This is a genomic window from Larkinella punicea, from assembly GCF_003334855.1.
Classification (GTDB): Bacteria; Bacteroidota; Bacteroidia; order Cytophagales; family Spirosomataceae; genus Larkinella; species Larkinella punicea.
This window is the reverse complement of sequence record NZ_QOWE01000013.1, coordinates 148,230-170,438: the sequence shown is the minus strand read 5'-3', so window position 1 is coordinate 170,438 and position 22,209 is coordinate 148,230. Positions and strand designations below refer to the sequence as shown.

Sequence of the window (22,209 nt, the reverse complement as noted above, 5' to 3'; positions counted from 1 at the left end):
GGCTGGCTTTAGGCCGGGCAAAGGACGGCATAACCGTCGAGTTCTTTCATATACGACGCCAGTTTCTCAATGAACGCGTCGGTATACGGGGCGTGTTGTTTGTTTTTCAGCGTCGCAGCATACCACGTCCGCAGGAACCGTTTCCGGGTGAGCGAAACAGCGGACAATTCGCCGGATTTCAGGTACGGTTTGACAATCCAGTTGGGCAAAAGGGCCACGCCCATGCCGGCTTTGACCATCTCCAGAATGGCTTCGGTCAACGTCATTTTATAGAGCCGCTGGGGTCGGCAGTTTTTGAAGATCATCTGAAAATTGGAGCTTTCCTCTTCCGGGATGTTGTACATGACGTAATTCTGACCGGCAAATTCATCGATTTCTACCCAATCGCGCCCCGCCCATTCGTGGTCAGGCGCTACGATTACCATGAACTCGTCCTGAAAAAGGGGCGTATAACTCAGTTTCGGATTTTCAGAATCTTCGAGAATCGCGACGTCGATCTTGTTTTCAAGCAGGTGCTGCTCGGCGTAGTGCGTCGCTTCGATGTCGATTTTCACATCCACTTTCGGGTAAATATCCCGGTAGGCCCGCAGAAATCCCGATAGCCAGTGGTAGGAGGTGTAGCATTCCGTGCAGAGCCGCACCGCGCCGGAGTCCTTGTCGGTCAGGCACTTGACTTTGGCTTTGGTTTCGGCCACTTCCCGCAGAATTTTCTCGGCAGCCTCTAAAACCACGGTTCCGGCATCCGTCAGCCGCATCTGCTTTTTGTCGCGGATGAACAACTGGGTATTAAAAAAGCCCTCAATTTCTTTCAACTGATGGCTCAGTGCGGACTGGGTTAGGTACAGCCGATCGGCGGCTTTGGTGAGGTTGCCGCAGGTTGCCACCTCTTTCACCATTTGCAGATGCCGGATTTCCATGATGAATAATTTTCATGATTTCGACAAAAATAATTCGTTTTGCTAATATTCCAAAACGCTGCACCTTTGTCACAGAAACTAAACAACACAGACTCATGAAAACGCTTTTACAACACATACTGATGACACTTTTAGTCGGTTTACTCGTAACGGTATCGAATGCCCAGGTAACCGCAGCCAACGATCCAAAGGCCAGCCAGTCGGCCTTTGAAGTGAACATGTTCCTCGGCAGCCCGGAGAAGATTAATGTGATGCTGGCCGTTCGGGAGCCCCGAAAAGTGACCATCCGGTTGAAAGATGCCAACAGCACGGTTCTTTACCGGGAAGCCCTGAGCAAAACACCCGCCAACCACTGGCGCAAATTTGATTTTGAGGGCATGAAAACCGGCGTTTACTACCTGGAAATCAGCGACGGCAACCAGAAAATCGTTCGTCAGATTGAAATTGGTTCGTTGCCCGCGGTACAGTCGCAGCGGTTTATAACGTATGCGCAGTAAACAACAATTCTACTTTTACAGCACCGGCTTCCTCATGCGTGGGGAAGCCGGTGTTGTGTTTGTTATAAGTTTTCAGCCAGTTACTATTGACAAATGTGGGCCAATGTAGCCGACATATACTCTCTTTTCTTGATTGTCGGGGTAGAAATGAAATCGTAAATCGCCAATTTTAATGTGCAGTTCAAATGTTTCCCTTCGCCCATCAGGTAACTTAAATTTTCGTTGGCCACTGTATAGCCGCATTGTTGAATCGCTTTCGCCCGACACTCGTAAATTAGTTTGTGCATTTAACCCTTTTAAGTCAAAGTCTCCATTTTTCCAGTCAGCGGCAAAAGAATCTAACGTTCTTAGACGTTCAATTATCTGTGATAAATAGTTTGACATTCCAGCGTTCTTCAATTGACGTTTAACATCGCCACATAGTATCAAGTTGGGAAAAAATTCGATACGCTTTTCCCACACATCAATACTGCGTTGTAGTTGTTCATCCTGTTGTTGTTGAAGTCTGGGTCTGTGTAACTCAAAATGAGCACTTGTTGCAAAGTGAGGTACAGTGACAACAGCTGATTGTTCTTGCCCGTCGGCTTCCAAATACCAATGCCAGCCATCTAATTGATGTGAGTTCCACTGGTTATGCGTTAATAAACTAAGCAGTAGCATACCACCAAGATAAGCTGCTCCAAAACCTTTAGCCTCCGGTTTACCGGCTGGTTCGGTTAAGCTAAAGACAGATCGTTCAAAAACAGACATGGCTTCCACTTCATCGGCAGTTAGTAAAGGTGGATTAGCTATTATAGCCCGGAATCGGTCGCGCAACACTTGGTCAACACGTTCATCATTCAACCAACTGCCAACCGAATAAGCGGGAGTTAGTGATAAGGAAAACATGTTTTGCCCCAATTCTTCCGGTATTCTTAACCGACGAAATCCAAATCTTTGAGCCGATACAACGCTTTGCACAAAATGCGCCATTACGCTGTGAGCGTCTACAAGATCAATAACCGGCTGAGCGGATAGTTCGTTAAAGATACAATCCATCGCTTATTGCAGAAGACGGTCTAACTGGCGGGCGTATTCGTCAAAAAAACCACGTGGCTGTTGGCTAAGTCGCCCATTCGCATCGATGGTCGGTTGTACAATTTCGGTGACATGCTCGTCGGCATCAGGATCGCGTTCAAAGTAATAAACCGACACTTGTTCAGGGCTAATATTTTTTTCCTTGACTGCTACTCTTACCCCGTTAATAAGATGGTCGCTGTGGGTTTCTACAATAAGCTGAACACCATCTGCAGCGGCACATGCTAGTAAAGTACCCAATTGAGCCTGTCCCTGTGGGTGCAAATGGGATTCCGGATTTTCGATCAACAGCAAATCGCCGGGGCGGGCGGCCAATACGGCCACGATTATCGGCAGTACATACGTGAACCCAAATCCGACGTTTACAGGCGTGAAGTCGGGAGTTACATTCTCGCCCATTTCAAACCGGTAAGTCAGCGTTGCTACGTTCAGATCGGATCGATACGTAGTGGTTAGACGCGTACCCGCCGAAATTCGCTGAAACCAGGCATCGACCTGATCCAGTAAGGTGTTCGATTCGGCAATCCGGGCTGATTTGAGAACAATTGGCTCACGTTGATACTGCGCCAAAAAATGCACGGCAAACTCACCGTTTTTCCCAACTGAGCGAAGTTGTTGAACCTGATAGTTAGAGGTTGGAAAAATTACGGTGGGTGATTTTCGTTCAGCGTTCAGGTATTGGAAATTCCCATCAATCAACAAAGACTGATTGGGGTTGAAAGCTGGGCTCTCGATCGGTATACCCGGCAAGTAGTCAGAATCTGAAATACTTCGAAAATCAAAATGCACTACGCCTTCACTGCCAAAACTAAGCTCCATCCTGATGTGGTCACTTTCGGCCTGAGCATTCAATGCATCACGGCCTAGCCCAATATCCACTAACGGACCTTTTAACGATAGGCCATCTGTACCTCTTGACTGCCTAAGCAATAACAACGCCTGCAATACGCTCGATTTACCTACCCCGTTGATTCCGGTCAGTAAGTTCAATTCTGTTAGGTTCAGTTCTGCGTACTGGAACGCTTTAAAGTTTTCGATAATCAGGCGGGTGATCATTGGCTATATTTCTTTAGCAAGCTTTCAATGGCTCCAAATCGGGCCTGTACAGCGTTGTAATCGGATGTGGCACGAGTTACCGCATTATCAAATGTTTCGGAAGTAAACAGCCGTCTGTAATCCGCTCGAAACGCCGAAAGCTGCTCCCCTATGGAGTCAAGCTGAAAATTGTTCAACTGGGCAATCTGCGCTGTCCAAACTTCAAACAGGGCTCCATTCAGTAACAGCCGGGATTTTTCATGGCCATAGGAGCGGCTGAACTGATGTTTACCAAACCAATGATGACTAACCGTTAGTGCTTTCCGGAGACCGTACTCTAAGTCCTGCCGTTCAGCATCAGTTAGTTTGCCAAGCTTTTCCATACCCTTATCCAAAAACGAACTCATGGGTTTCTCAAACTGTGGGTAGGGAGTTAGCCGAAAGGCTACATACCTGAGCACTAGCTCCCGGTCGGCCATGCGTTTGTCGGAAGCACTAATAAACTCGTTGAAAAGCTCACTTTCAGACACTTCTTTCAAAAATTCAGCGGCTGGCCCCTGGTTCAGCGCGTGTCGAATTTCCATTGGATTCAGCATCAGGCCACCCGTATTGATACGCCGGAACACATTGTACTTCACGGGCCGGGGGGTACCGGGTTTAATGATGTAGGCCGTCACCTGTGTTTCCATAATCCGACGCTGCATGGGCCGGGGCAACTCATCGAACGTCATACCGTCATATTGCTTCAAAATCTCCAACCCTCGCAACCTTAACCGTTTCTCGGTTTTATCGACTACAAAGTTTTTGAGCGTCCAGAGCCGCTGCAACCCATCGACCACCAACCAGTTGTCCTCACTTTCGGCATCAAAATAGAAGGCGGGTAACGGAAACCGGAGCATCAGCGATTCAATCAAGCGACTTTGCACATCCATCGCCCAAAGGTTTCCTTTGCGCTGAAAGTCAGGGTCAAGGTCAATTTCTCCGTATTTGAGCCGCTGCACAAGGTTATCCATCGTCTTTGGCTCTACAGTGATATTGATGTCCTTCGGGTCGAATGGCTCCTTAATATCGGTTTCGACTTCCGATTCATCGGTGTGTTCAACGTTCTCGGGGTCTTCTGTATATAGCGGTTGCATGTGAAGTAGGTTAGGCTAGTGCGGTAAAGTGACCCCGCGCCAAGTTCCGAAAATTATTCTGAATCATCTCCCGCTCACGGCTACTGACCGAAGGAAATTGATCCAGCACGTACAGCATATCGGTTTCACTCAAGCCATACGCCCGGAACACCAGCGCGTCGATCTGCGCTTCGTAGGACAAGGTATCAACCGACGGGTTGGCCTTTTTCAGTGCGAGCACCGTATTAACCAACTTCTCCAACTGCTGCTCTGTTTCGGCGTCCGGTTCCGGTACGGGTAATTGCTCCATCTTAAACTTCGACCACATTGTGGTGACCATTCCTGTCGTTGTTGCTATTTGATTAAAGTACCATAAAGCTGGTTTTGCGTTTAGCACACCAAGTAAATACTTGAGGTTCGTGCCAGTCATTATGAAAGTTGTTTTATCAGGTACCATTTTGCTTTCATCGTAAGCGAACTTAGGTATATCTGAAAGTTCTGCCCAAATAATTTTGGGCTTATTAAAGTCTTCAAAATACGAAGCTGCACATCTCTGTAAGGCATACCACTCATAGCGAATACCAGTTTCTGCTTGATTTCGCTTTGATAGTCCTTCCTTATGAACTAATAGATGAGCGTAGAGGCTTGGGAATTGTTGTTTGAAAGCTTCTTCGGCTTTCTTGGAACCTCCTGTAATAGTTGGGTCATTATGCAATGGAAAATGCCAAGGAATAAAAATTATCCATAGATCCGCTGATACAAAGTTGTATCGCCTTAAATCACGCCCCCTCAAAGTTGGTTTAATTATATCTGCGTTTTTACCCTCTTCAGCAATTAATTTTTGCTTGGTTTTACCGTCTATTACGAAAGCTGAATTATAACCTGTTTTGACACCATAATTCATAATCACAGGCCAATTCCCCAACTTCTTCCCATTCTCTTCCATCAACCTTTTCAATTGACTGCCTTGCTCATCGCCCACAGCCCAACCTTCGGCTGGAAGATCGGTGATTATAAAAGCGTTACGAGAAATATAGCTCGTCAAATTTTCCTTATCCTTATCAAAATCGGCTCCCACCGTGGCAGCCTGTAATTGAAACTGACAAGGCGCTTTACGGGCCAGCAGGATATTGGTTTCCACGACAGCGGTTTCAAACAGGCGCGTGTCGGCAAAATTCAGCAAAGTAAGCGGGTTGGTTTGCTCCACAAATAGCTGGCGCAAGGGTTTGCCATACTGTGTTTGCAGCCAAGAGTTGGAGGTAATATAGCTTAACATTCCACCCGGCCGCAACAGCCGGATACCCTGTTCGTAGAAAAGACCGTAGATGTCGCCGGTTTTCTCAAACGTCTGGTATCCTTCCCGCTGGTATTGTGCGGCCTCGGTCGGAATGCGTGATAGCTGAAGGTAAGGCGGGTTGGCAATCACAATGTCGAAACCGCTTTGCGCCCGATCAAATACTTCCGGAAAGAACAGATGCCACAGGAAGTACGGTTTGCTGGCGGAGTCGAGGGTTGAAAGTTTTTGCTGGCTGGCCCGCACGCTGGCTAATTGCGTTTGCAGGCCGTCGATGTTTTTCTGTTTACGAACAACCTGGTCTTCCTTCTGTTTTCGTTTGGCTTTTGGCTCATTCGGATTGTTCCGCATCGCCGTTTCAATGCTTCTGATTTCGGCTTTCAGATCACCGGTTTGCCGTTCGAGCGATCGTTCGGCCAACTCAAAACTAGAATCGAGGTGATCGTGAACAATGGTTTCAATCTGGGCTTTCACCGTCTCTTTTTTCAGACCGCGTCGTTTCAGCGCTTCGGGGTCGTAGTAGAGCCGGAGTAAGTCGCGCAGCTTTTCTTTTTTCTCGTCTGAGAAGTGCATCGAAATCTGCGGGTCGGCTATTCGCCCAAAAATGTCGATCTGCCCGTTCTCAACAACATACGTCACCTCTTGCTGCTGCAAAATTTTGTCGAGCCGAATGCCTTCAAATGATTCGAGCAGGCTATCGCCCTGCATGATTTTATAATCGAGGTTAGGCAAAGGCTGCGGTTCGTCTTCATCCACGACGAGCGATAGCCAAAACCGTAGCCGGGCAATGTCAACGGCACCGGTTTCCATATCGACGCCGTAGATGGTTTCGCCAATGATGCGTTTTTTCACCTCTGCCCGGTTTAGGGTCAGGTCAAGCGTCATTTTAGCCGCAAAAATCTCCTGTAACATTCCCACCGGAAACGCCCCGGAACCGATCGCCGGATCACAGATCTTCAGATCATCCAGTAACTCCTCGATGCGGGGGGCATGTTGCAGAATCAGGTTATGACGGTTTTTCTCATCGCCCCGGCTCCCGGCCCGAATCAGCTCAGTGATCGCTTCCTGAATGGCCGGGCGTTGAGAATCACCTAATTCAATAGTCAGATGATAGGTCAGATGTTGAATCAGACTTTCCTGACACATATACTGCACAATTTCCTTCGGTGTGTAGAAGGCTCCTTTTTCGCGGTTTTCTTCGAGCAGGTTTTCAAAGATATGCCCCAACATTTCGGGGTCGATTCCCACTTCGTAATCACCGGGACTATTTTCGTCGATGGTAAAGTTATACTGGTCGAAAAACTGGAATAAATCCCGAAAATAATCGACCGGTAGGTCAATTGCATCAGTAACGAAGTGTCCGTCAGGACGAATATCCCGGTCGAACAATCCCCCATTTAGATACGGCACCCGACAGGTTTTCAGACCATCAATTTCAAAAATAGAAGAGTCTGTCCGATCAGGATTATTGAGCGTATCGAAAAATAGTTTAGTCAAACAACGGCTGTAAAACTGGTCGGAAAAGGTAAACCGTTCAAACAGCGTTTGCATGAATCGTTTATCACCGTTAGCCCATATTACCGAGGTTTCGGAACAACCCATCCAACCTTTCTTTTGCAAAAAATGCAGAAATACGATACGGCCCAGCATCTTCTTGGCAAAGTCGCGGATTGGTTTTGCTCTCTTATCTTTCTCCTTGGGATCAGTAGGCACGGGTTCATCTCCCAAAAAATCAGCCCAGTGATATTCAGCGAGGTACGTCCAGATCTTTTTAAAATGAACGTCTTTAAATTGCTTAAAGAACTCTTTGTTAAGTGGTTCTACAGCAAAAGCCTCCGTCAATGCTTTCAAATCAACTGTTCGCTTTTCGATCAGCTCCATCAACCGACGCGACGCAGTGGTGCAGGGTTCATTCGGACCCAGCACAAAAGCAAAGCGTTTGGGAGCTGTTTCGTTTTGAACAAGTTCAAGCGTATCCAGATCAAACGCCGAATAACGAGCAATAAACGTCAGCCGATAATCAACCTGAGTGGGACTATGAAAAAACACCAGTGCCCCGTGAATAATGTTCTGATCGATGTACTTAGCGGCAATATCGCGCAACCCTTTACGATTACGGGCAATCTGAACGGCGTCAGTTACAACCACATCCATAATGGCCAGATTACGCCCGTCCGACAAGGACACCGAACCGATTTGCTGCGCCAGTTGGACATTGTCGGCAGCTTCGATCAGGATTTTCGGTTGAGAAAATACCGTTAGCCCATCGCTGAAAAGATGGTTAAGCAGCGTTTTCTGGTTAGCTGGTGAGAAACGTTCTTGCAGGAAAGATTTTAGATTGGATTCGGTCATGGTATCGGTGGTGTCAATCCAGTAATTTCGTCAACGCTTCCGGGTCAGGCAGCAGGTTTGTAATTGGGCAGTTGACGACTGCCCAATTAACTGATCATATTCCTCGGCAAATTGCCGCATGTTTTTGAGGTTTCGGTGCGAGAAACCACGCAAGCCGGGCAGTTGCTTTTGTAAGTCGGCGGATAACTGCTCCAACACTTTTGTACCCCACTTCTCAGCAGCAACTTTTTCAGACAATCGCTTACCGACAGCGAAGTAAAGCAACAGCAATTCGCGATTGACAAGTCTGGCAGCCCGGTAGCGGCTTTGCAGAATCTGCTTACTGATTTCACTCAGCAAGGTTTCGTAATGGGTCGATTGATGGTCACTATTCATGGCTGGTGGGATTGATGGCAATCAGCAACGGTTCGCGTTGGCTCATTCAGGCGCTAAAACTCTCCGAAATTATAATCGCCGGTTCGGTCGGCGCAACAACTAACGGAATAACTGGCGTTGCGGTCAGATCGTCGGCAGGTTGACTCAACGGATAACCGTTCAGGATTTTCACCAGATTTTCGAGCAAAACGGCCGCCTGTACTTTCACTTTCGTTTGCGATTTCTGGAGTTTGTTGATGTCGCGCTGCAAATTCTGAAACCGCCCGCGCCGAATGGCGTCCTTCGCCAGTCCGACCAGCGTCTTTTCTTCTTCACTGATAAACGGCAACGAGACAAACGCATCCAGGAACATCAGGGCTTTCTTTTCATTGGGGCCTTGCGATACATCCACTTTTTTATCCTGTGCTTTCTCGGCTTCCACCTGCGCCTGAAACCGATCCACAGCCATCTGCACCTGCTCGTGGTGCATGGCATGAAGCTTCACCGCCCGCTCATGCACCATGCACTGAAACCGCTTGGCCGTTTCCAGAAAAGTCAATTCTTCCGCGGTATGATCGGCACGGATATACAGAAAAGCATCCCGTTTCTGATCACGGATGAAAGCGATGGTGGCCTGGTGCTGCATCCGGTCTTTGCGCCCTACCCGCGCCCGCAACGGCATGGTTTTGATGTGTTTAAACAAATCCGGGTCTTTTTCTTTCAATTCCCGAATCTGCATCAGGTAATCCAGCTTCTCGTCGCGCTCTTCATCCAGATCTTTGTCGAACAAACCGAACGATTCTGTCACCTCATCGGGCGAGTAAATCTGGCTGTCTTCACCCAGCGCGGTATGAAAGGCCTGCAATTTCATCATGGCCTTTTTCTGCAACTCAATATCGTTGTCTACTTGCGCGGTCGGGAAAAAGTTGTAGACATATATCGCTTTTGCTTTTGTACCAATTCGGTTTACGCGCCCGATCCGTTGCATCAGGCGGGTCGCATTCCAGGGCGTGTCGTAGTTGACAATAACATTCGCCCGGTGCAAATTGACGCCTTCCGCCAGCACTTCGGTCGAGATAATGATATCGTATTCATTGGTTTGCTGATCAATTGGCAGGTTCGCATCGAAATTGGCCCGAATCACCGGCATGCGATCTTTGCGCGTATGACTGTCGACCGTTAGAATGCGATAATCGATTGCATCCCGAAGTCGACGGGCTACGTATTCGGCCGTCTCCTTACTTTCAGAAAAGACCACCAACTTCTTTTCCCGGTTTTCCGGACCGAACAACGTTTTTTGGATGTACCCGACAAACGTATCCAGCTTAGGGTCATCTTCACCGATCGCGTCCCAGGATTTTGAGAGATCGTTCAGAATGAGTTGATCCCGGAGCAAGCCTTCGTAAAAACCCGGCTCAAAATCGTCCGCCGTACAAATATCGATTGTGGCGGGGGCAGCCTCCTGCTCGGTGTCCATCAGGTTCGTGACCAGATCAAGCAGTTCATCTTCCCGCCCATCGTTGATCATGTCCGAAACCGGCAGGTTTGGAGCGATATACACCCGGTCACTCTCGAACATCTTCACCATCGCACCATTGGCCTCACAAAACCGCCGAATCGACTGCCGAAATGCAAAAAAGCTGCTGTCAATTCGCTTCACGAGCATGGTTTTCATGATCTTGGCCAATTGGGCCGAAATCAGATCTGCCTTTTTGTACTTCTGTTTTTTATGCGGTTTCAAGGCCCCAATGGCCCGGTATCGATTATACGTTAAGCCCTCCGTTGGGTGCGTTAACTGGCGAATGGTATAATCGTAGAGAATCTCCAGGTGCGGAGCGAGTTGGTACAGTATTTTCTCCGGTTTCCGAACATCCGGGAACTCAATCTTTTGCGCGGCCAGGTCGTCTTTGTACTGGTGATGCAGTTTCAGGTCCGTGCGGGTCCGCCGAACGGTCAGCGGTTCGATCACTTTTACCCGAATCTGTTCATAAATTCGCCGGACTCCTTCCGTTACTTTTTGCGGATCGGGCTCATGCTTCAGTCGGCGGTAGGCATCGATGTGCTGCCGGAAAAAGTGCTGTAGATTCCCTATTTCAAGGGTCGAATCCTTGCTATCCTGAAACAAATAAACCAGATTCGCGATGTCCTGCGGATAATTGTTCAGGGGCGTTGCCGATACGAGCATCACCCGTTTGGGATACCGTGAACCGTCGGACTTTCGGCGTCGGGTCGGGGTTTTGCAGATTTTTTGCAGGTCATTATAGGCGTCGGCGGTGTCCGAGCGAAACTTATGGGCCTCGTCTATAATGACCAAATCATATTTCTCCGGATTACGAACTTTATGCAGACTCCCATTCGTGACAATATCCACGCCGTCGAGGCTAAATTTATCGATGGTTTCCTCCCAGTTGAGTTTCAGCGCGGGTGGCACGACGATGAGCGTCCGAGAGCGGTATTCCGGAAAACCGTTCTTGAAGTAAAATTTTTTGGCAATGCGGGTTGCAATGATCGTCTTACCCAGGCCAACGACATCGGACAGGAAAAAACCGCCGTGTTTAGCCATTTTATTGTAACCGTCATTGACCGCATCGGCCTGATACACCAACGGCATAAAGCCTTTGGGTAAGTCGGTTTCCGAGTTCGGATCATAATCGATGCTCTTACCAAAATATTCGATCAAAAACTTCAGATAGACCTCGTAAGGCGTGAACTGATCGTTGAGGAACGTTTCACTTTTCAAACGAGCGATAAACTCTTCCGCTACCGGAACCGATTCATACCAAAGCTTTTCAAAAGTTTCATTCGCAAACTGAATATCGGCATCGTCGCGCAGTTCAACATTGAATTCGAAGTTGCGCTCTAAACCTGGTTCGGTCAGATTACTGGATCCGGTGATAACGGCTCCGTATCCATGTGGGTGATAGGTCTGTTCCCGGAAAATATACACCTTGGCGTGGATATTCTGCTTCGGATGCACCCGAATTTGAAGCTTGCCGGATGCGATGTCGTCAATCATGCCCAGCATGCCGTCTTCAACAACTTTGCTGTATTTCGCCTGCTGAATGTTTTTTTTAGCGACCTGAAAAAAATCCTCCTGCGACTTGTAGGCATCGGCCGTAAACAACACGCCTTGCTGTGAAGCCTCATGCACCAGTTTATCCACATTGATGCCGACCAGAACCCGCACCTCAGCCGCCCGTTCAATGTAAGGACGGACCCGAAAATAGCCCGAAGCATAAAAGTAACCCACCAATGCATCGAAGAAGTGAATCTGCCGATGGCGAAAAATGCCTTCTATCTTGGTTAAAAGGGTATTTTCTTCCTGATTGGGGAAAAATTTAGTAGATGAATAGGCTGCAATCATTGAGAACAATAGAATGAGGCAAACGTAAAAATAGCGATTTGCGGTTATCTTATCGTCCCGGCAGAGGTAAAATCACGTGCAAAAAATAGTATCTTGAGGGTTCAGAATGTCTTTTATGGTGCTACAGTTTCCTGAATTCTACCCGCCGGTTTTGCCGCCTGCCCTCGGCCGTGCCGTTGTCTGCGATGGGCTCATTTTCACCCTTTCCGATGATCTCCAGGCGGTTTTCGGGAATATTGAACTGTTTTGCCAGGTAGTTTCGCACACTCAATGCCCGCTGCTCCGACAGCTTCTGGTTGGCTGCCACATCGCCATCGCTGTCGGTATGTCCGACAATCGAAAACCGGGACGCCGTATTACCGGCCAACACGCGTCCTATTTTATCCAATAATTCGAATGATTCCGCTTCGATTCGATCCGACCCCGTTGCAAACAGAATGTTGGAAGTGATAAACCGCCCTTCTTCCATCAATTGAATCCGCAGGTCTTTTTCAATGGCGACAATTTTTACATTCGATAGAATGAAGCGCTGGTTTTGTTCTTTTTTAGTGCCATTCAGACGAAAATTGATAGAAGTGGGCTGAATGCCCGATAGCAGGTTAGGCGAATCGGCCACTTTCGTCCCGTTTATGAACAACCGCAACCGGCTTTTATTCACCAGCGCCACCCAATGTGTGGTTTTACCAATCACCTGATCGGCAATGGCATACGGAATTTTCTCCTTCACCCCCAACGACGTGTTTCGATTGAAGAGATCAAGTTGATGCTCCCTGGCATCGCCCCACAAACTGAACCCAAACGCCCCGTACTGATTCTTCGGATCGTTGTGTTTCAGTCCGCTGAGTGTCTGAAAATAGACGTTAAAATAGGTATTATACAGACTTGCCGGCACATTCTGCAGCGTCAGATCGAATTCCAGAGCGACATGCTCCGGCAACGGTTTCAATTGCGGCACCGTATTGCTGTTCGGATAGAGCCACAGGCCACTTCCCGGGTTCAGGGCCACCACTTCCCCGCCCGAACTGCTCACAAATGTCCCCGGATAATCGCCTTTCGGCGTTTTGGAAAAGTGATCTGTAAAAAGAACCGTTCCGATGTAATTCAGTGCCGAATCCTGTTCTGATGGCTTTACGAGCGGATTCCTGGTTTCCTGTGGGTCAGTCTCAACCGGTCTGGCCACCGCTGAAGGCTTTTGCGAGGCAGACCCCCGGGAGCCGGCTTCCGGATTGGCCGCTGGTTTGGGGGTAGGAACTTGCTTTTTCGGACCATCACCCAGAATGACATCCAGGGCTTCATCCGTTTTCTGAGCTGATTTTTGTTCCACTCTTCGCTCGAGGGTACGTTCCGCCCCCCTTTTCCCCGCTCTTTCAACCCTTTTCAAGACATTCTGGGAATAAGCCGTTGAGAACAAAAAAATGGTTAGGAGAAAGAAAGAAGCCATTTTTTCCATAAGCGAGAGGGTGCTGACCCCGTTTACAGGTTGCATGTGGGAGATTTAAATCCACGATGAAACGCATCCGAAGGTAATCGGGCGGGAAAGAATGCAGTTGTAAAAAACCGAAAAAAACGACTTTCTTTTTAGCGTTCGGAAGCACTGACCATCGTCAGATACGGGCCGTTATCGATCAGTTCCAGCAGGAGTCGAAACTGCCGGAGTTGAAAGGCTGTGGGAGCAACACCGAAGACTTTTTTAAAATCCTTATTGAAGTGAGACGCATCGTAATAGTTGTACAGCGCCGTTATAAAAACCAGATCGTTTTCTTCTTTTTGTTGGCGATATTCCAGAAAAATGTGGCTAAAGCGGATCATGCGGGCATAAGCGGACGGTGAAACGCCTACCTGGTTTTTAAAAAGCATCTGGAGATAGCGCTCGCTCACTGGTATGCGCCGGCAAATTTCGGCCGTCGTCAGACATCCTTTGCTCTTGTAAATTTCATCCAGAGCCGCATCGACCACCGTGGTCCGAAACGACTTTTCGGCCACAAAATCGAGTAAAAAATCGGTGAGAAGCGCCACCCGTTCTTCATTGCGGGTTAACCGTTCATACCGGGCAATCAGGGAATTGAAGCGGACTCCGAATAAGGACGAAGCTGCTATGGCATGGTTGGTGAGCCGATGGATCGGTATATCGAACCACTTCCACAAAGCCGTGGGTTTGAGGCTCACGCCCACAATTCCGCAAACTGGCTCGAGAGGGATCAATGAATAGCTGTGGGTTTGTTGCCCACAAAGGTAATAAGGAGTCAGTACGGCGTTGAATGCCGGTGAAATCACCCTCCAGTTGCCTTTATATTGCATGCCCAGAATGCAGGTGCCGGACGGCATCAGCAATTCCGGTTCCAGAACCGGCCCGGTCTGGCGGGTTTCCATGGAATAGAAAAACGAAACATAGGGCTGTAACGCTTCGGGAACGGCATATTGCTGGTACATAGCCAGTTTGATCAGGAATGAACATAAATCCGTTCCATCATAAAAAAGGCTGCCCGTGATTGGGCAGCCTTTTTTATGATGGAACAAACCCGCTACACGTCACAAATCGCAATACTCTCCCGCAGCGACGTCAGTGGATCGCGCTTGGGAATGAACTCCTGCGCCACAAAGCCTTTGTAGCCCGTGTCGACGATGGCCTGCATAATCGCCGGATAATACAGTTCCTGCCCGTTATCGATCTCGTTACGACCCGGATTCCCGCCGGTATGGTAGTGAGCGAAATACTGGTGATCCCGTCGGATGGTGCGGATGATGTCGCCCTCCATGATCTGCATGTGGTAAATATCGTACAGCATCTTGAAATTTTCGGAGCCGACCATTTTACACAATTCAACGCCCCAGGCCGACTTGTCGCACATGTAATCTTTGTGATCGACCCGGCTGTTGAGCAACTCCATCACCATCACCACGCCGTGCTTTTCGGCACTGCTCATGAGTCGTTTCAGGCCTACTGCACAGTTTTCCATGCCCTTCTGATCGTCCATACCGCGTCGGTTTCCCGAAAAACAGATGACGTTTTTCAGCCCGGCTTCCTTCAGCTTCGGGAAAATGGCCTCGTAACTGGCCACCAGTTCGTCGTGCAGTTTCGGATCATTGAAACCGTCGTTGATGCCCTTCCCGGCTCCCTGCGCCATCGAGCAGGTCAGGCCGTACTTTTTAACGATCGGCCATTCGTTGGGTCCCAGCAGATCGATGCCGGTCAGGCCGATTTCTTTGGCGGCTTTGGCAAAGTCTTCCAGCGGAATTTTTCCGTAGCACCACTTGCAGGCGGAATGGTTGATCCGGCCTTTCAAGGCCGGGAAAACGGTTTTCTGGGTTTCTTCCATTTGAGCGGCAAAAGAGTCGATAACAGAAAAGGTCAGGGCGGTTCCGGCCAGGGTTTTAAGGGCCGAACGGCGGGAAGGTGTTTTCATAGTTTCAATGAGTGAATGAGTGAATAGTTTGCAGAGAATCCGGCTGCTTTATTCACTCATTCACAATTAGGTTTAAAGTTCTCTGATTCGGATATTCCGATACCATACTTTGTCGCCGTGATCCTGAAGGGCGATGTGGCCTTTGCTGAACTGGTTGAAACCCTCCCAGCCTTTGAACTTGCTTTCGCTCACCATTTTATCCCATTCCGGGCCGCTGGTGCGGTATTCAACCACTTTCTTGCCGTTCAGGTAATGCTCGACTTTTCCGTTGTTGACCACCAATTTAACCTTATTCCATTCACCGGCCACTTTCTGGGCCGAAAAATCCGAGGGCGGCAGCATATCGTAGAGCGATCCGGAGGTACGGTTTCCGTTTTTACCCGCCTTGGCGTCCTTATGCCGCTCGTTATCAAGCACCTGCATTTCCGGCCCGGAGTTATACGTGCTCTTGTATTTCGGATCTTCGTGAACCCGGTAGATGATTCCGCTGTTGCCGCCTTCCGAAATCTTCCATTCCAGTTCCAGTTCGTAGTTTTCGTATTCTTTGTCCGTTACGAGATCCCCCCCGCCCCGGCTGGTTAACACAATAGCCCCATCTTCCACCTGCCATTTGTCAGACGCTTCCTTTTTCAGGTAGCTGTGCCAGCCGGTTAATGTTTTTCCATCAAAAAGTTTGACCCATTTTCCTTTTTTGGGGCCTGATGCGTCGGTTTGAGACGAATTGACGACGTTTAAAACCAGAGCCAACAAGACCACCCGGGCCAGCGCGTTGAGCGTAATCTTCATAAAAATGTAATTTGAGTTCACGATTGGTTTGCTGTAAAGCTACAACGCAACAATATTAGAAAACCGGGACCGATGCGGCAACTTTTTTGGTAAAAAGCTTCCATAAAATGCGTTTTTTACAAGATGATAGATTTTTACACCTGATTTCATCCGGATTGCCACCAACTTTGCAGGTATGACGACGCGAATCGAACTTGACTGCGAAAATGGCATCACGCTGGCCAGCCTGAAAGCCGGGGATGCCGAAACCATTGCCCAACTGGCCAACAACCGCGCCATCTGGCTCAATTTGCGGGATACATTTCCGCATCCGTATTCGCTCAACGACGCGGTGTACTTCATCGAAGCCGCTCAGGACGGTGCTATGGGCCTGGTTTTAGGCATCTATCTGGACGGAAAGCTGGCGGGTATTACCGGCGTGATTCCGCAAACCGACATTCATCAATTGTCGGGCGAAGTTGGCTACTGGCTCGGCGAGCCGTATTGGGGTCGAGGAATTGCAACGGTCGCCATTCGTCACCTCGTTCAGTATACGTTCGAAACCACCCGGCTGATCCGGCTTTTTGCGGGCATCATGGCCCACAACAAACCGTCGATGCGGGTGTTGGAAAAAAATGGATTTACGCTGGATGTCATTCAGAAAGCGGCTGTCTACAAAGACGGTAAAGTCGTGGATGAATACAGGTATAGCCTCGTCAATGAGGAGAAATTAACCGCGCTGCTGTCATGACCATTGTCGAGAAAATCCTGAACCGAATCAACCGGCCAGACCTTCTACAAGTGCTGTCGGACGAACTGACACCCTCAGAACTGAACTCGTTGCTGCTGGAGGTGTTCAATCGGCAAACCGGGCGACTGACACCGGCGGAATTGCTGCAACACTACCAGAAAAACCGCTTCGTCAAACCGGCCGACACCGATTTCCTGGCTTTACGCGAGCTGGAAACCAAGCTTTTACAGCTTTTCGAGACGTTTCAGTTCAAACCCATCGAACTGTCGCCGGTGGCCCCCCTGGGTTCCTGCTCGGTGGTGGCAACCGCCGATCAGCAGAAAATCCTGTCGGCCCTGCGCGGCACCGAAGTCCTGGCCGACGCCACCAACGCGCTCGCGCTGCACGTTAGTGATCTGAAAAAAAGCGGACAATGGAAACCGGTTTTCGCCACCGATCAACTCCGGTTCAGCACCATTCAGCGGCATGTCCGGACACCGAAAGTGGCCATTGCGGGGCATACCCAACACTTTAAAATCGGTTGTCTGGTCTCGTCGGGACGCGATACCGGCAGTTTTCAGTTTGAGCGCGAAAGTCTGGCCGAACACCTGGCCGTGGTGACAGCCGTTTTGCGCGACGCCCTGCGAATGGATACGCTGCGGTTCAAACTCATTCAACGAAGTGATGATGGTCGGTTGCTGGAACAGGTAAAAGACCATCTCCTGCAACTGCGACCCGACCTTGTCATCGAAACCGAAACCACGCCCGACCGGGAAAACCGCTATTACAAAGGGCTGCAATACAAGGTATTGGTTACGGTTCGCGGTCAGGACTACGAAATTGGCGACGGCGGTTTTGTCGACTGGACGCAGCAATTGTTACAAAATAAAAAAGAGCGGTTTTTGATCACCGGCCTGGGGGTCGAACTGCTGTTTCGATTGGTGTCATGAACAAAGGACGGGTGATATACGAAGACGAAGCAGAACCGCATTTCCGGCTGGCCTACCCCAGCCCGGCACTGACGGTTTTTATCGAATATTATTTCGAAGTACATCAACCCGCTACATTATCAAATCCACTGTATTTGAATGGTTTACCGAACCTTTCAAATTTACTGTGCATCAGTCTGAATCCGCAAAAATGGCTGTCGATCAACCAGAAAACCGGCGCGATTAAAACCGTACACGGTTCCCGGCTGCTCGGGAATCTGACAGATCTGCACACGTCCATCTACCCCGGTGGTGTGCACGAATTTTACGTCAAATTCAAACCGGCGATGTTGGGAAACCTGTTTCATTTCAGCAATCTTGAAGTAGAAAACCTGAATGCGGATTTGTCTTCCTTTACCCGACTGGACGAACTACAGGACCACTTACAAACCGTTCCGTCGTTCGGCGAACGGGTGCGACTCATGGAGTCGGTTTTGCTCCCCAAAATTCAGCGCGTGACCATCGACCACCGGCAGAAAATCGTGCAAGCTGCTTTGCAGAAATTTGAGAAACCCGCCATCAACCGGACTCATTTGGGGCTCATTTGCCGCGAATTGGGCGTTTCGTACCCTTCGCTACACCGGTATTTCAACGAAACCCTCGGCTATTCGCCCAAATATTGCCAGAAACTGCTTCGATTCAAACACGGACTTCGGCTTTACAAACAACACGGAAGCCGGTGTCCGTTTGAAGAGGTCGGCTACACCGATTTCTCCCATTTTTTGAAAGACGCCCGTCAGTTGACGCAGCGTTCACCGTCCGAATTATGACAAAAAAAACGGCCTGCTAAGATCAGCAGGCCGTTTTTGCAAAGATTCAACTTTATTTTACGACTTATCTTTTTTCTCATCATCGTCGCCATCGCCATACCCCATGTGGTGCGGGTCGTAGCTTTCCGACGGTTTATCGCCTTCTTCCAGATAGGTTGCACCTTTGCGGACAAACAGTGCTTCGTCCGACGGATTATCCGGTAACCCTTCAATGCTGCTGGGCAAACCACTTTCGACGCTATCCGGCGCATGGGCCGCATCCTGGCGGTTTTCGGCAATCACATTGGGATCAACGTCCCATTCCTGTGTCGACCCGTGGCTATCCGGGCGGGTTTCCTGTTGATGGCTTCCCCGGTTGTCTTCCCGGTCGGCACTGATGTCGTGGGCAACTTCGCCCCCATCAGCCGACGGAACCACCATTTCGCCGGTTCCTACACCTTCGCTCGGTTTCCCGTAATCGGAAGTGCCGTGCTGATACGGATTTTTAGAATAATATGAGTCGTCCCGTGCCTGCGGGTTAAATGTTTCCTGATTTTCGTTTTCGTTCGTGTCCATCATGGTGAGGGTTGTTTCCATCCATAACTGCGAAACGAATCCGAATGTTTACGGTTTTCGGTCGATTTATCTGCCCATCCACCCGCCGTCGACGGTCAGAATCGTTCCCTGCACGTAGTTGGAAGCCTGCGAGGCCAGATAAACGACGGCACCCTGCAGGTCGTCGGCTTCACCCCAGCGTCCGGCGGGAATGCGCGCCAGAATGGCTGGATTGCGGTCGGCGTCGGCCCGGAGCGCGGCTGTGTTGTCGGTGGCGATGTAGCCCGGCGCAATGGCATTGACGTTGATGCCTTTCGACGCCCATTCGTTCGCCAGTGCTTTGGTCAGCGACCCGATGGCGCCTTTGCTGGCCGCATAGCCCGGCACCGTCATGCCACCCTGAAACGTCAGCAGAGAAGCCGTAAAAATGATTTTCCGGTTGTAATCAACCTCCCGGGCCAGCATCTCGCGACCGATTTCCCGGCTGATGATGAACTGGGCGTTGAGGTTGATGTCGATGATTTCGTCCCAATATTCGTCCGGGTGTTCGGCGGCTGGTTTTCGGCGAATGTTCCCGGCATTGTTGACCAGAATATCGATGGGCGGACACTCGTCGCGGACGGTTTCGAGAAACGTATACAGCGCGGACCGATCCGTAAAATCGACCGGAAACGGGTAAAATTTACGACCCAGCGCGGTTACGGCGGCTTCCACCTCGCTGCCCGGTTCGAGCGTGGCCGACACCCCGATGATGTCGGCACCGGCTTCGGCCAGCGCAATGGCCATTGCTTTCCCAATACCGCGTTTCGCGCCGGTTACCAGCGCCGTTTTGCCCTGAAGGGAGAAAAGATCAAGAATCATGAAGGAATAAAATGAAGATTGCTAACCGTGTAAAGCTCCGATCAGGCTTTCCTCTACTGTCAACCAACCACCAAATTGAAATTAAACGTACCCACGGATGTTAAAACGCCGGTACGAACAAAACCGCATCGGCCACCACCGGGCCGTCAGTTTGCTTGACCGCAATTTCAACCGAGGCCGTTTTCCCTTTCGGCAGGTCATATTCCCCAAGCGACACCCACTCGCCGGACGTTTGCCCAACCACCACAATATCAGCAGGTTTGATCGGAATAACCTTCTGAGTTTTTCCGTCCGAAACCGTTATTCCCAACTCGGAAGCACTTTTAGCCAGACGCGGGAAATAGGTGTAAATGCGGTATTTCCCCGCTTTGACAATGTTCGGCGTAAACCGTACCGACGCAGCTTCGGCGCCCTGTCCTTCGTGAATCAGATACGACGGACCATAGCCGCCCTTGCTCTTGCTTTCCAGCCGCCAGGGGCCGGTGACCGTTGTCAACGCCTTGTCGTCATTATCGACCAGAATTTCGGGTGTACTTTTATCCGCTAACGGATTCATTTTCAGTTCCTGCTGCAATTTGGCGATGTCCACTTTCTGTACACTGGTTTTGGCATCGATGGCCATCACAGCCGCCAAGGCCGTCGATTGGCCCAGCACCATAAAAACCGGCTCCATCCGAATCGACCCGTAGGCAATGTGCGACGCCGACAAACAAACCGGCACGAGCAGATTCCGGCACTCGGTTTCTTTCGGTATCAGGGCGCGGTAGGCAATCGGGTACGGCCCAAAACCGCCCACCTCGACGTTCCCCTCGTTCTTCGCCATTTTCTTGCCGTCTTTTTCGATCACAATCCGCTGAATGTTGTGCGAATCCATCGTGTAAGCCGCCATGCCGACGCCGTCGGTCACGACCTCTTTTCCCTGGCAATTGGCCTGTGTCATCACGTAGGCACCGACCATCCGGCGCGCTTCCCGGACGTAAAGTTGCGGTGACCAGTTGCCGGTGTCGGTATACTCGTCTTTGGGATACCCCCATTTCAGCATTTGCTGTTGAAGCTCCTGCGGAACCCGCGAATCGTGGCCGAAGAAGTACAGTAATCCCTTGGTATACAGCTCGTGATCGCGAATAATCTGCGCCCGTTTGTCGTAGCTCCCGTCTGGATACTCGTAATTCATCCCGATCATATCCGTTGAAAAACCGTTCCGGTTGTTGATGTCGGTTTTTTTGTTGGGCATTCCGCTCCAGATAAAATAGTCGTTGAGCGTACGCTTCTGCGGCTGGGCCGCAATCAGCCGGGCGAGCAAATCATACACTGTAGAATCGTAGCCCGCCGGGCGCGTAATGGGCACCTGATTGGCCGGGTCGGACGACAAACAGATGCGGTAATTATACGCCTGAACTTTGTTGTCGCCGGTTCCATCCGGTTCCAGTTTCGCCGGGCTAACGCCCCAGAGCAAGCCGGATTCCGGTTTTCCGGGGGTTTTGTAGGGGTCGATGCCGTCGGGAAGCTGGTGGCCTTTCATGAGCTGCACCCCGCTGATGGTTTCGTTGTACTTCGAATTATCCTCCCGCCCAACGGTGTAGGAAACACCGGCTTTCGCCATCAAATCGCCCTCATACGAGCAGTCGATGAACATTTTAGCCCGAACGGTGCGTTTGGCAGCCGGTTTTTCCGAGTCTTCCAAAACGATTTCCTGAATGGTTCCATTCGTCTTTTTGACACTCGAAAGCCGGTGCGACAACAGCACATCGACCTGTCCGCGTTTGACGTAGTCGTTGAAAAGATTTTCGGCCACGTGCGGTTCAAAAATCCATTGTTCGAACTTGCCGTAGTGTTGTCCGATGCGCCGGTAATAGTCGCGGGAGATGCCCGTAATGGCATATTTATTGCCAATGTCGGTGAGGCCCAAACCGCCAGAGGTCATGCCGCCGAGGTGCTTGCCGGGTTCGATCAGCAGCACGGTTTTTCCCAGTTTCCGGGCCGTGTAAGCCGCAATGACACCCCCGGATGTGCCGCCGTAGACGCAGACGTCCACCTGTTGCTGGGCAATGGCGGAGGTGAATAACAAAAGATTGAGACAAAGTAGTATGTATCGCATGTTTTTGGGATTATTATTTCGCGGAGTTGAGCGGAGGTAAAGGGAGTTTAGCG

At 49.9% G+C, this 22,209-nt stretch carries 18 protein-coding genes; 4 read left to right on the top strand and 14 right to left on the bottom strand.

The window, feature by feature from the left end; translation table 11 throughout:
* Positions 1 to 8: 8 nt before the first annotated feature.
* Positions 9 to 917: a LysR family transcriptional regulator gene (locus DUE52_RS17055; RefSeq protein ID WP_114407229.1), complete on the bottom strand. Its 909-nt coding sequence runs from the start codon at positions 915 to 917 to the stop codon at positions 9 to 11.
* A gap of 95 nt (positions 918 to 1,012) precedes the next feature.
* On the opposite strand from DUE52_RS17055, the gene DUE52_RS17050 reads away from it, so the two are divergent.
* Entirely contained in the window at positions 1,013 to 1,414 is a 402-nt protein-coding gene (locus DUE52_RS17050; protein ID WP_114407228.1) for a T9SS type A sorting domain-containing protein, read from the top strand.
* A gap of 72 nt (positions 1,415 to 1,486) precedes the next feature.
* On the opposite strand, the gene DUE52_RS17045 is transcribed toward DUE52_RS17050, so the two are convergent.
* From DUE52_RS17045 to DUE52_RS17000, 10 genes are all read right to left on the bottom strand, one after another.
* Positions 1,487 to 2,452 carry a hypothetical protein gene (locus DUE52_RS17045; protein WP_114407227.1) on the bottom strand — a complete coding sequence of 322 codons (966 nt, stop codon included), beginning with the start codon at positions 2,450 to 2,452 and terminating at the stop codon, positions 1,487 to 1,489.
* A gap of 3 nt (positions 2,453 to 2,455) precedes the next feature.
* Positions 2,456 to 3,547 (bottom strand): AAA family ATPase, encoded by a 1,092-nt coding sequence (locus DUE52_RS17040; protein ID WP_114407226.1) that lies wholly within the window; start codon positions 3,545 to 3,547, stop codon positions 2,456 to 2,458.
* Positions 3,544 to 4,662: a DUF262 domain-containing protein gene (locus DUE52_RS17035; RefSeq protein ID WP_114407225.1), complete on the bottom strand. Its 1,119-nt coding sequence runs from the start codon at positions 4,660 to 4,662 to the stop codon at positions 3,544 to 3,546. The genes DUE52_RS17040 and DUE52_RS17035 overlap by 4 nt, the downstream gene beginning before the upstream one ends.
* A 10-nt stretch (positions 4,663 to 4,672) precedes the next feature.
* Positions 4,673 to 8,287, bottom strand: a complete 3,615-nt coding sequence (locus DUE52_RS17030; RefSeq protein WP_114407224.1) for an Eco57I restriction-modification methylase domain-containing protein — start codon at positions 8,285 to 8,287, stop codon at positions 4,673 to 4,675.
* A 30-nt stretch (positions 8,288 to 8,317) separates the two neighbouring features.
* The gene (locus DUE52_RS17025) at positions 8,318 to 8,662 is read right to left on the bottom strand and encodes a DUF1016 N-terminal domain-containing protein (protein ID WP_229312201.1); all 345 of its coding nucleotides are present in this window, start codon (positions 8,660 to 8,662) and stop codon (positions 8,318 to 8,320) included.
* Positions 8,663 to 8,708: 46 nt separating this feature from the next.
* Entirely contained in the window at positions 8,709 to 12,005 is a 3,297-nt protein-coding gene (locus tag DUE52_RS17020) for a DEAD/DEAH box helicase family protein (RefSeq protein ID WP_114407223.1), read from the bottom strand.
* A gap of 121 nt (positions 12,006 to 12,126) precedes the next feature.
* Positions 12,127 to 13,329, bottom strand: a complete 1,203-nt coding sequence (locus tag DUE52_RS17015; RefSeq protein ID WP_165840958.1) for an OmpA family protein — start codon at positions 13,327 to 13,329, stop codon at positions 12,127 to 12,129.
* Between the two features lie 254 nt (positions 13,330 to 13,583).
* Entirely contained in the window at positions 13,584 to 14,435 is an 852-nt protein-coding gene (locus DUE52_RS17010; protein ID WP_114407221.1) for a helix-turn-helix domain-containing protein, read from the bottom strand.
* Positions 14,436 to 14,527: 92 nt separating this feature from the next.
* Positions 14,528 to 15,409 (bottom strand): hydroxypyruvate isomerase family protein, encoded by an 882-nt coding sequence (locus tag DUE52_RS17005; RefSeq protein ID WP_114407220.1) that lies wholly within the window; start codon positions 15,407 to 15,409, stop codon positions 14,528 to 14,530.
* A gap of 72 nt (positions 15,410 to 15,481) precedes the next feature.
* Positions 15,482 to 16,195 carry a 3-keto-disaccharide hydrolase gene (locus DUE52_RS17000; RefSeq protein ID WP_114407219.1) on the bottom strand — a complete coding sequence of 238 codons (714 nt, stop codon included), beginning with the start codon at positions 16,193 to 16,195 and terminating at the stop codon, positions 15,482 to 15,484.
* A 175-nt stretch (positions 16,196 to 16,370) separates the two neighbouring features.
* Between DUE52_RS17000 and DUE52_RS16995 the strand changes: the two genes are divergently transcribed.
* The 3 genes from DUE52_RS16995 to DUE52_RS16985 are packed head-to-tail and all read left to right on the top strand — an operon-like array spanning position 16,371 to position 18,663.
* Positions 16,371 to 16,925 (top strand): GNAT family N-acetyltransferase, encoded by a 555-nt coding sequence (locus DUE52_RS16995; protein WP_114407218.1) that lies wholly within the window; start codon positions 16,371 to 16,373, stop codon positions 16,923 to 16,925.
* The gene (locus tag DUE52_RS16990) at positions 16,922 to 17,854 is read left to right on the top strand and encodes a hypothetical protein (protein WP_114407217.1); all 933 of its coding nucleotides are present in this window, start codon (positions 16,922 to 16,924) and stop codon (positions 17,852 to 17,854) included. Before DUE52_RS16995 ends, DUE52_RS16990 begins: the two co-directional genes overlap by 4 nt.
* Positions 17,851 to 18,663 (top strand): AraC family transcriptional regulator, encoded by an 813-nt coding sequence (locus DUE52_RS16985; RefSeq protein ID WP_114407216.1) that lies wholly within the window; start codon positions 17,851 to 17,853, stop codon positions 18,661 to 18,663. Before DUE52_RS16990 ends, DUE52_RS16985 begins: the two co-directional genes overlap by 4 nt.
* Before the next feature lie 57 nt (positions 18,664 to 18,720).
* On the opposite strand, the gene DUE52_RS16980 is transcribed toward DUE52_RS16985, so the two are convergent.
* The 3 genes from DUE52_RS16980 to DUE52_RS16970 form a co-directional block, all read right to left on the bottom strand.
* On the bottom strand, positions 18,721 to 19,239 hold the full coding sequence (locus DUE52_RS16980) for a hypothetical protein (RefSeq protein ID WP_114407215.1): 519 nt from the start codon (positions 19,237 to 19,239) through the stop codon (positions 18,721 to 18,723).
* A 45-nt stretch (positions 19,240 to 19,284) separates the two neighbouring features.
* Positions 19,285 to 20,058 carry an SDR family oxidoreductase gene (locus tag DUE52_RS16975; protein WP_114407214.1) on the bottom strand — a complete coding sequence of 258 codons (774 nt, stop codon included), beginning with the start codon at positions 20,056 to 20,058 and terminating at the stop codon, positions 19,285 to 19,287.
* Positions 20,059 to 20,158: 100 nt separating this feature from the next.
* A complete protein-coding gene (locus DUE52_RS16970; protein ID WP_114407213.1) occupies positions 20,159 to 22,156 on the bottom strand; it encodes an FAD-dependent oxidoreductase in 1,998 nt (665 codons plus the stop codon).
* Between the last annotated feature and the right edge of the window lie 53 nt (positions 22,157 to 22,209).